Source organism: uncultured Fibrobacter sp. (assembly GCF_937877005.1).
GTDB lineage: Bacteria > Fibrobacterota > Fibrobacteria > Fibrobacterales > Fibrobacteraceae > Fibrobacter.
The window spans coordinates 1-9,503 of sequence record NZ_CALEFV010000101.1 but is presented as its reverse complement, the minus strand read 5'-3'; the positions used below and the strand labels follow the sequence as shown (position 1 = coordinate 9,503).

Sequence of the window (9,503 nt, the reverse complement as noted above, 5' to 3'; positions counted from 1 at the left end):
AAATACCGTATTTCATGATTCCCAGGCCGGAAATTACATACAAATTCTTTCAAAGGCGCAGGCCGGCAACGGTGACTTGACCGAATGGATCCTATGGTTCCTGCAGGCCCTGAAGAGCGCAATCGAAAACCGCGAAAAAGAAATTGCAGCCACTTTGAAAAAAGTGCAATTCCTGCAAAAGAACCAGCAGGCCGACTTGAGTGGTCGCGAAAGGAAGATTATCGAAGCCATCTGGAACGGAGAACTGCCGGCCGTATTCTCGGTGAAAGAGGTGGCCGCCTTTACCGGCACCAGCCACGATTCCGCACTCCGCGACATCCAGGACTTGATTCAAAAAGAAATCGTCCGCCCCGAAAACAAGGGCGGACGAAGCCAGAAATACAGTTTGATTTAACCGTTTGAAATTAGCAGTGCACCAGCGTGCCGAGGTCGCCCTGAACGGCGGCGCGAGTCAGGTTACCCTTTTCCATCTTGAAGACGAAGATAGGCATGTTGTTTTCCATGCAGAGGGCGACCGCTGCGGTGTCCATCACCTTGAGGCCGCGAGAGATAACTTCCTTGTAGCTGATGTCGTCGAAGCGGGTCGCGGTCGGGTCCTTGACCGGGTCGGCCGTGTAGATGCCGTCGACCTTGGTGGCCTTCATGATCACGTCGCATTCGCTTTCGATAGCGCGAAGAGCGGCGCAGCTGTCCGTCGTGAAGAACGGGTTGCCGGTGCCTGCGGAGAAAATCACCACGGAGCCTGCGGACAAAAGCTTGAGGGCCTTGCGGCGGTCGAAGAATTCGCAAACCGGTTCCATGCGGATGGCAGACATCACCACGGAGTCGATTCCCTGCTTGTCAAGAGCGTCCTGCATAGCAAGACCGTTCATGACTGTGCCGAGCATGCCCATGGCATCGCCCTGGGCTCGGTTCATGCCACCAGCCGAAGCGGAAATGCCGCGAACGAGGTTTCCACCCCCGATCACGAGCGCGACCTGCACACCCTGCTTGACGATAGATGCAATTTCAGAGGCCATGTCGGAGAGAATGACATTGTCGATACCGTGGCCCTTTTCGCCCGCGAGGGCTTCGCCACTAAGCTTGAGAAGAATTCTTTTGAACTTTGACATAACAAATTAGTTTGGGTTTATCTAACTTCAAAATGTAGTAAAACAAAAGTGCAAAAAACACTACAAAGCAGTACTTCGCCCTCGCACCGAAGACTTGCAAATCATTCGCAAATTTACTATATTTGCAAATCGTTCGCAAATTTAGGACAATTCGAGAAAAAAGTGGAATACAAGACGCAAACAAGGCAGATGATCCTGAACTACATGGTCGAAAATCCCGACCGCATTTTCAAGGCGTCCGAAATTGCCAAAAGTTTGCCCGAAGTTTCGCTCAGCACTATATATAGGAACCTGTCCCGCATGGAAAAGGCGGGAGTCGTGCAGATTGTCGGCGCCGACGACAACAACGAGTTGCGCTACCGCTACACGGGCCCAGGCCAATGCGAAGAAAAGATGCACCTCGTATGCAAGGATTGCGGCAAGTTCTTTCACCTGGAAGGCCCCGCCCTCAAGGTGTTGCAGCTTTCGGTACAACGCAGCGGATTTGAACTGGACCAGCAACAGTCCGTGTTGCTTGGCCGCTGCTCCGGTTGTTCGCGGAGGCGCCATGGTTAACGCCCTGTTCAACAAGTTGCTTGTAATCTTGGCATCGCTCTACGTCGCCAGGCACTTGGAACACCATTGCCACGGCGATCACTGCCACGTGTGCCACCACATCCACCGTTGTCTGGAACTGATTTCAGTTTGCATGGAACTGGTAGTGGCACCTTTCGAACTTGCTTTACGGTTTTTCTATTTCAAATTAGTCTGCTTTAAGGCGGCAGTTTCGCCGTCGACAACTCTCGTATCACAAAAAGTCCTGCTACTGAATTGATTGGCACTCTGGGCACGGCAAGTGCCACGAACAATAAAGAATCAATTCAAATTTTGGCCCAATTGGGCAAAGGACTTATTATGAAGAAATTTGCAGCATTTGCAATGTTTGTTTTGGCGGCAGCCCTGACGTTTGTCGCTTGCAGTGCAGAATCAAACGAAAAAGCACCCGCACAAAAGAAAGTTTCTATTGTCACGACTATCTATCCGCAGTACGATTGGCTGAAGAACGTCCTCGGAGACCGTCTGGACGCCGTGAACCTGAAATTGCTTATCAAGAACGGCACCGACTTGCACAGCTACAAGCCATCGGCACAGGACATCGCAGCAATCGCGAGCGCCGACATGGTGGTGTATATAGGCGGTGAATCCGACGAATGGATCGAGAAAGCGCTGAAAGCAACGCCGAAGGAAGGCCGCGTGCAAGTGAACCTGATGGAAGCTTTGGGCGACCGCGTCAAGGAAGAAGAAGTCGTGGAAGGCATGCAGGCCGAAGAGGAACACCATCATGAACATGCCGAAGAAGCCGAAGAGCACGAACATGAGCACCACGAACATGCCGAAGAACATGAGCACGAGCATCACGAGCATGCCGAGGCGCCTGAAAACGACGAACACATTTGGCTCTCGCTGAAGAACGCGGAACTGCTGGTGATGAACCTTGCCGATGCCCTCTCGAAAGTAGACACGGCGCACGCTACGGAATACCACATGAATGCGGGCCTTTACATCGCAAAGATCAGCGCCCTGGACGCCCAATACCGTGCAGCAACAGACAGCGCTTCGTTAAAGACAATTCTCTTTGGCGACCGTTTTCCGTTTCGCTATCTGGTGGATGATTACGGCATTAAGTATTTTGCCGCGTTTGTTGGCTGTTCCGCCGAAAGCGAAGCGAGTTTCGAGACGGTAGCCTTCTTGGCCGGCAAGATGGATTCGCTCGCGCTCCCCGCGATTTTCACGATTGACGGAAGCAACGGGAAGATTGCGCGCGCGATTCTTGACGCCAGCAAGAAGTCGAAGGAAACGCCGGTTCTTACGCTGAATTCGATGCAGTCGGTGACGGATGCGCAGATGCAATCTGGCGTGGACTACCTGAGCGTGATGCAATCAAATTTGGAAGTTTTGAAGAAAGCTATTAAATAATGTGGAATGTGTGATGAGTAATGCGAAGACCCTTATCAAGTGTCGCCAGCTGACTCTCGGATACGGGAGCAAGGACCTGGTACGCGATCTGGACTACGACATAAACGCAGGTGACTACCTGTGCATCGTGGGACGCAACGGTTCCGGAAAGACGACTTTCTTGAGGGGTATCGCGGGGCTGTTGAAGCCGAAATCGGGGGTCATCGAACTTTGCGACGGTTTAAGCAGAAATCAAATCGGCTACCTGCCGCAAATGACAATCGTGCAGAAAGATTTTCCGGCCTCCGTCGAAGAAATCGTGCTGTCGGCATTCCAAGGAAAGCACCGCTTGTTGCCCTTCTACAGAAAGGCGCACCGGGATCGCGCCATGGAATGCATGGCGCTAACCCGTACCGAAAGCCTTGCAAAATCTTGCTTCCGCGAGCTTTCGGGGGGCCAAAAGCAGCGCGTACTTTTAGCGAGGGCCCTGTGCGCCGCCGAGCGCCTGCTGCTTCTCGACGAACCGGTGACCGGCCTCGATCCAGAATCTACCGAAACCATGTACCGCATCATCGAAGAGCTGCATCAGAAGGGAATGACCGTCGTCATGGTCACCCACGATGTGGATACCGCTCTCGACGATGCCACCCGCGTGCTGGATTTCAACAAAATATCTGCAAAAGAAAAATAATCCTATGCCCGAACTCATCGAAAAACTTTCGTTCTACCTAGATTTCCCTTTCGTCCGCTATGCGATTATCGTGGGCGTTCTCGTATCGCTCTGTTCGTCGCTCCTGGGCGTGACCTTGGTGCTCAAGCGTTACTCCTACATCGGTGACGGCCTTTCGCACGTGGCCTTCGGAGCGCTTTCCATTGCGGCCGTACTCAAGATTACAAACAACATGCTGCTCATCTTGCCGGTGACGGTCGCGGTGGCAGTACTCTTGTTGTGTACAGGGAAAAACGCCCGCATCAAGGGCGATGCCGCCATCGCCATGGTTTCGGTCGGAGCCCTTGCCATCGGTTATCTATTGATGAACATTTTCTCGACCTCGGCGAATATTTCAGGTGACGTTTGCACGACTCTTTTCGGTTCCACTTCTATTCTGACGCTCCGGGTAGAAGAAGTCTACCTGTGCGTTGCACTCTCAATTGCTGTCCTCGTCGTATTCATTCTTTTCTACCACAAGATTTTTGCCATCACTTTCGATGAAAATTTCGCACAGGCAACCGGCGTCAACACGACAATTTTCAACTTGCTGATTGCTGTCATCGTGGCCGTCATCATCGTTCTCGCCATGAACCTGGTAGGCGCCCTCCTGGTGTCGGCCTTGGTGGTTTTCCCGTCGCTTTCGGCCATGCGAGTATTCAAGAGTTTCTTCGCGGTAACGGTTGCATCGGCCATCATCTCGGTCGTGTGCTCGCTCATCGGAATCGTCGTCGCGATTCTTGCAGGGACTCCCGTGGGTTCTACCATTGTGGCGGCAGATATTGTGGCTTTTGGTCTCTTCTATTCGATCAGCCTGATTCAAGGCAGAGGTGTTTAAGTTGTTCAAAGTAGTTCTTGCCGTTCTGCTTGCCTTTGCAACCTTGTTTGCAAAGGAGCCTGATGGTAATAAAAAATACGACATCGACATTTCCCGCATGAGCGGGACCATGGTCTACGGGCAAGTTTACCAAATGGTCATGTACCCAAGCAAGTATCTCGGAAAGCATATCAAGATGAAGGGCATCTTTTCGAGCTATTACGACGAAGAACTGAAACGGCGTTTTTACGGTTGCGTCATTGCCGACGCTCTCGCCTGTTGTTCGCAAGGGCTTGCCTTCGAGCTTGCAAAACCGCGCAAGTATCCCGAACAATACCCGGCCGAAGGCGATGCTATCGTTGTCGAAGGAGACTTTGATTACGAAAAAGACGAAGGTGGCAGCGGATTCCCCATCATCCGCAACGCCGAAATGCAGACCGAAAAGTAATTCCGTTATTTTAATTATTGGATTTTTTAGTGAAGTTCTTGAAGACCATAATCGTTGCATTGGTGGTGGCGGGGTTACTCTCTATTGCCCAGCACCATCACGATGACTTTGACGAGCATGACGATTGCCCGGTCTGTGCGCTAGTACAGAATGGTCTCGACACGGCAAGCGACACCGCCGATGTCGCTGTAATTTTGGTGGTTATCGGCGAACTGGTTAGTGAAACTCGCATTTTCAGGACAAACCCGCGTTTTCACTTTTCAAGACCGCGCGCCCCTCCCGCTCTCTCAACATAATCCGCTAAAACTTTAACCGCAACATCCTGCTTTTTGCCTTGCGAAAAATCGCCAGGTGTTTTGGAGTATTGTCCGCATTTTTTACGTGCGTTCCGCATGTCTTTCGCGGACAGGCATGTTGCATCCTAAAACAGTCCGCTATGATGGACAAATTAAAACAGAGAGAAAAATGAAATTTTCCAAGACCATTTCCTTCGCCTTTTTCGGCGTTATCCTTAGTGTATTCTTTGCCGCCTGCGGCGACAGCAACAGCGCCTCTACCGACCAGCACGAACATTTTGAAGTTGAAGGTTGGAACCTTTACTGGCCCGACTACACCCTTGCTTACAGCGTATTCCGCGGCAAGGTCGATTCCGAGCACAAGGAACTTCGCGTCAATGCGAATTGCCTGAGCGAACACATCAACATCAAGTTCCTGAATGACGAAGAAAAAGAAGTCTCGGGCCCCAAGGACGACGAGCATTCCCTCGGCTGGACCGTGGGTGACGAAAAGATCCTCGACATTGAATGGGAAGGCGGCTGGGGATTCCACCTGAAGGGTGTCAAGGAAGGCGAAACGACCTTGATTCTCAAGGTAAATCATCACGACCATGCAGACGCCCGCACGCCCGAAATCAAGGTCATCGTTGACGAGGCTCTGGATGAACACGATTGCCCGTTCCAGGAAGAGGGCGAGGAACACGAGCACGAACATGAAGATTAGCCTCATTAGGGCTGCCATGGGGAGCCTCCTTCTGGGAGGCTTCCTTCACTCTTCTTTTGCTCAAAATACAGAACAGAATTCAGCCCAAGATTTTGTACAGGATTTAGGAAGTTCGGTAGTGCAGGCGGAAAGCCCCGCGCATGCGATTTTAGAAGGCCTCCGCGAAGATGACGATTTAAAAGGCGACAAACTCGAACGCGCTATCTCTACAACTATTGCCGAAACCATCAAAAACGAGCCCGACGTAGCAATCCGTTCCATGGGTCCTGCCGCCGCACGCCCCGTTATTAAGGGCCTTTCGGGGAGCCATGTCGAATTGACCGAAGACGGTTCATTTTGTGGAGACATGAGCGCCACCTCGCCCGATCATGCCGTCGCATCGGAAGTTTTAACCGCACACCGATTGCGAGTATTGCGCGGGCCGCATATTTTGGCGCATTCATTTTCAGCTGCAGGCGGAGTGATTCAAGTCGAACGCAAGGACATTCCCTTTGACGATTCATCTTCTGACGGAGCGCCTTTTCACGGCTATGTCGCGGGGTATTCCGAAAGCGCACAGCCGGGGTACGCAACGGCCGTGGGAGCAAACGCATCGGTTGCGGGCGTCTCGTTGAAAGGAGAACTTTCGGGGCGCCGCATGGGCGACATGGAAACGCCCGACGGCACACTCGAAAACACGAACATTCAAAATGGAAGCGGGGCCGTAGGCGCCGCGTACGCCTTGGGGCGTTTCCGCATCGGAGCCTCTTACCGCTGGTTCGACAGCGACTACGGAATCCCCGGCGGATTCATTGGCGGGCACCCGAACGGCGTCGACATCGAATTATGGAAACGCGACTTGACACTGCGCGGCTTTTACTTGCCGGCCAATGATGCCCGCGACACGCTCGATGTCACGCTTCGAATCAACCATTATCATCACAGAGAATTTGAAGGAGAGAAGGGGGCGGTGGGAGCCGAGTTTGCCGTCAATCAGGAGAACTTGCGCTTAGAAAAACTCCTGGCAAGTCTCGGTCCCCTTTTCGGAATTCGCCTGGGCGCAGAACTGGAACGCCGATGGATTGAAATGGGTGGCTACGTGTTCACGCCACCGACTCGGTCGTATGCGGGTTCCGCATTTGCAGTCGCCAGCATGAGTGGGTGGCGTGGGCTTGAAATTACGGTAGCTGCGCGACTCGGCGGAGCGATCTTTCGCCCGCACGAAAGCGTCGTCGCCGACAAAGACGCCATCGAAGACCGCAACTTTGCATTATGGGCGTTTGACGCCGAATTCTCGCAGCGCGTCGGTGTGGGCAAATTCTTGACGCTGGATTTATTCAGGACCACACGGGCGCCCACCATCGAAGAGTTATACAATCAGGGGCCGCATCTCGCCGCTTACACCTACGAGCGTGGCAACCACAAGCTGGACGCCGAAAGCGGCTACGGCAGCGAACTGGAATACCGCTCTTACGGCGATTTATTCACCTGGCGCGCGACCGCTCACGCCACCTATTTCTTGAACTATCTCGCGCCCCGCGCTACAGGAGACACCAACTGGTCGCAGCTACTCCCTATCTATCAAGTCAGCGGAGACGAGGCATTCCTTTTTGGCGGGAGCGCCACCGTTGAAACCATCGCCGAACGCGGGATTCACGCAACCGCATCGGCAAGCTATGTGCGCGGCATGTACCGCAGCACCCATTGGAGCGACATGCCGCAAATTCCGCCGCTTAAATTCCACGGCGAACTCGCCTACCTCTGGGAACATGTTCGACCTTCCATCTACACGGAAATCGCCCTCGCCCAACACAAGGTCGACCGCTACGAAGAACGCACCCCCGGCTACATCACCTTCGGCCTGTCAACTGAAATCCGCTGGGAACTCGCAATCGCCCGCTACAGCCTCGTTTTCCGCGCCGACAACCTATTCGATGCCGACATTCGTAATCACCTTTCTCGCCTAAAATCAGTCATGCCCGAGAAGGGCCGCAATTTTAGCGCACTCGCAAAAATCGAATGGTAGAATTTCAAACAAATTTACCCAAACCTCAAAGGAGAACTATGAAAAAGAATAAGAAACCCGTCATTCTCATTACTGGATACCTGGGCTCCGGCAAAACAACCCTCTTGAACAATATTCTTAAGCAGGAGAAGCGGAAAGTCGCCCTTATCGTCAACGACATGGGCAGCATCAACGTCGATGCCGAAATCCTGAAAAAGAACGGTTCGAACGTGGCCGAATGCCCGATGTTTGAATTGCAAAACGGCTGCATTTGCTGCACCCTCCGCGACGAATTCATCGAACAAGTTGAAAAGATTTCAAACCTAGACTCCATTGAAGTCGTATTCGTCGAAGCCTCCGGCATCAGCGACCCCGGCGCCGTCAGTGCAAGTTTCTTGGCCTACGAAGAAGACAATCCCGACACCAACGTTTACCTGACCTCCATCGTGACCGTCGTCGATGCCGACCGCATCTACCGAGAATTCCTCAGCGACTTGAAACAAAAAAAAGAACAGCGGGACGCCCTCGCCGACCAATACGATCTTTCGCAAGAAGAAATTTCCACATTGATTGTTGACCAAATTGAATTCTGCAACTTTATCGTTCTGAACAAGTGCGACTTGCTCAGCGAAGACCAACTCAAGGAAGTCGAATCCATCGTGCGCGATTTCCAACCCCGCGCACCGATTATCCATTCGATAAACGGCGACATCGACATCGAAAAAATCCTTACAACAAAACCTTTCAACTACAGTCAAATCGAATCGTCCTCGGCCATTCAAAAAGCCACCGCAAGCCTGTTGCAGTCAGGACGCCGACGCGACAGCTGCGTAGACGAATACGGAATTTCATCCTTCGTTTTCGAGACCAGGCAACCGTTCAACAGGACTCGCTTCATGGATTTCGTCAACAACCGCTACCCTGCCGAACTCATCCGCTCCAAGGGCTACATCTGGTTCTCAGACGCCAGCAGGGACGTTCAACTGTTCGAACAGGCCGGCCGGAATTCTTCGGTCATGCCCGTTTCGTATTGGATAGACGCCCTGCGCGAAGACCAAAAGCAAGCCTACCTCGCCGACAATCCCGAAGTCCGGGAAAACTGGGATTCCCGCTACGGCGACCGCGAAAACCAAGTCGTCTTTATCGGCAAGGGCTACAACAAAGAATTCATCCGAACGGAACTCGAAAAATGCCTTGACTAGCCGCAAAATTAGTCGGAAATCGCAGATAATGTTCCAAATTGGAATATCATTCTTCCTTTATAGAAGGGTAAAAAGGCAATTTTTCCTCAAAAAACAATTTTCTGCAAAATTTCTATGCAGTTTAATGTTTTTGAAGTTATTTTAAATGCAAAATAGAGTTTAGCTCTTGTTCTCGCTCTGAAATCTGCAAATTTCACGTACAAGAGGACAAGGCGAACGCTCACGCAAGCATGCCGTTTTGCGACGTGTTTCAGTTTGTCGTACCGATTTAATAGTCGGTCTTTGGTCGTATGACCA

Annotated in this window: 11 protein-coding genes and 1 pseudogene; 11 read left to right on the top strand and 1 reads right to left on the bottom strand. The window is 52.1% G+C overall.

Annotated elements, in window-relative coordinates; translation table 11 throughout:
• A pseudogene (locus tag Q0628_RS05145) lies at positions 1-394 on the top strand (Fic family protein); the annotation flags it as partial.
• 10 nt (positions 395-404) lie between these two features.
• On the opposite strand, the gene pyrH reads toward Q0628_RS05145, so the two are convergent.
• A complete protein-coding gene (gene pyrH / locus Q0628_RS05140) occupies positions 405-1,112 on the bottom strand; it encodes a UMP kinase (protein ID WP_298768782.1) in 708 nt (235 codons plus the stop codon).
• 162 nt (positions 1,113-1,274) lie between these two features.
• Here pyrH and Q0628_RS05135 point away from each other — a divergent pair, with 162 nt between their 5' ends.
• The 10 genes from Q0628_RS05135 (at position 1,275) to Q0628_RS05090 (ending at position 9,206) form a co-directional block, all read left to right on the top strand.
• Positions 1,275-1,667 (top strand): Fur family transcriptional regulator, encoded by a 393-nt coding sequence (locus tag Q0628_RS05135; RefSeq protein ID WP_298768780.1) that lies wholly within the window; start codon positions 1,275-1,277, stop codon positions 1,665-1,667.
• A complete protein-coding gene (locus tag Q0628_RS05130) occupies positions 1,660-1,926 on the top strand; it encodes a hypothetical protein (RefSeq protein WP_298768778.1) in 267 nt (88 codons plus the stop codon). Before Q0628_RS05135 ends, Q0628_RS05130 begins: the two co-directional genes overlap by 8 nt.
• A gap of 80 nt (positions 1,927-2,006) precedes the next feature.
• Complete coding sequence (locus Q0628_RS05125; RefSeq protein ID WP_298768776.1) at positions 2,007-3,068, top strand: metal ABC transporter substrate-binding protein; 1,062 nt, start codon at positions 2,007-2,009, stop codon at positions 3,066-3,068.
• Positions 3,069-3,081: 13 nt separating this feature from the next.
• Positions 3,082-3,738: an ABC transporter ATP-binding protein gene (locus Q0628_RS05120; protein ID WP_298768774.1), complete on the top strand. Its 657-nt coding sequence runs from the start codon at positions 3,082-3,084 to the stop codon at positions 3,736-3,738.
• Positions 3,739-3,742: 4 nt separating this feature from the next.
• On the top strand, positions 3,743-4,594 hold the full coding sequence (locus Q0628_RS05115; RefSeq protein ID WP_298768772.1) for a metal ABC transporter permease: 852 nt from the start codon (positions 3,743-3,745) through the stop codon (positions 4,592-4,594).
• On the top strand, positions 4,587-5,021 hold the full coding sequence (locus Q0628_RS05110; RefSeq protein ID WP_298768770.1) for a hypothetical protein: 435 nt from the start codon (positions 4,587-4,589) through the stop codon (positions 5,019-5,021). Before Q0628_RS05115 ends, Q0628_RS05110 begins: the two co-directional genes overlap by 8 nt.
• Positions 5,022-5,050: 29 nt before the next feature.
• Positions 5,051-5,317, top strand: a complete 267-nt coding sequence (locus Q0628_RS05105) for a DUF2946 family protein (protein ID WP_298768768.1) — start codon at positions 5,051-5,053, stop codon at positions 5,315-5,317.
• Between the two features lie 169 nt (positions 5,318-5,486).
• The gene (locus Q0628_RS05100; RefSeq protein ID WP_298768766.1) at positions 5,487-6,020 is read left to right on the top strand and encodes a hypothetical protein; all 534 of its coding nucleotides are present in this window, start codon (positions 5,487-5,489) and stop codon (positions 6,018-6,020) included.
• Complete coding sequence (locus Q0628_RS05095; RefSeq protein WP_298768765.1) at positions 5,959-8,025, top strand: TonB-dependent receptor; 2,067 nt, start codon at positions 5,959-5,961, stop codon at positions 8,023-8,025. The genes Q0628_RS05100 and Q0628_RS05095 overlap by 62 nt, the downstream gene beginning before the upstream one ends.
• A 38-nt stretch (positions 8,026-8,063) precedes the next feature.
• The gene (locus Q0628_RS05090) at positions 8,064-9,206 is read left to right on the top strand and encodes a GTP-binding protein (protein ID WP_298768763.1); all 1,143 of its coding nucleotides are present in this window, start codon (positions 8,064-8,066) and stop codon (positions 9,204-9,206) included.
• The last annotated feature ends 297 nt before the right edge of the window (positions 9,207-9,503 follow it).

Excerpts from the sequence above, each read along its gene's own strand:
- Q0628_RS05130 (WP_298768778.1), top strand. The coding sequence starts at position 1,660 with ATGGTTAACGCCCTGTTCAACAAGTTGCTTGTAATCTTGGCATCGCTC.
- Q0628_RS05120 (WP_298768774.1), top strand. The coding sequence starts at position 3,082 with ATGAGTAATGCGAAGACCCTTATCAAGTGTCGCCAGCTGACTCTCGGA.
- Q0628_RS05090 (WP_298768763.1), top strand. The coding sequence starts at position 8,064 with ATGAAAAAGAATAAGAAACCCGTCATTCTCATTACTGGATACCTGGGC.
- Q0628_RS05100 (WP_298768766.1), top strand. The coding sequence starts at position 5,487 with ATGAAATTTTCCAAGACCATTTCCTTCGCCTTTTTCGGCGTTATCCTT.
- Q0628_RS05125 (WP_298768776.1), top strand. The coding sequence starts at position 2,007 with ATGAAGAAATTTGCAGCATTTGCAATGTTTGTTTTGGCGGCAGCCCTG.
- pyrH (WP_298768782.1), bottom strand. The coding sequence starts at position 1,112 with ATGTCAAAGTTCAAAAGAATTCTTCTCAAGCTTAGTGGCGAAGCCCTC.
- Q0628_RS05095 (WP_298768765.1), top strand. The coding sequence starts at position 5,959 with ATGAACACGATTGCCCGTTCCAGGAAGAGGGCGAGGAACACGAGCACG.
- Q0628_RS05115 (WP_298768772.1), top strand. The coding sequence starts at position 3,743 with ATGCCCGAACTCATCGAAAAACTTTCGTTCTACCTAGATTTCCCTTTC.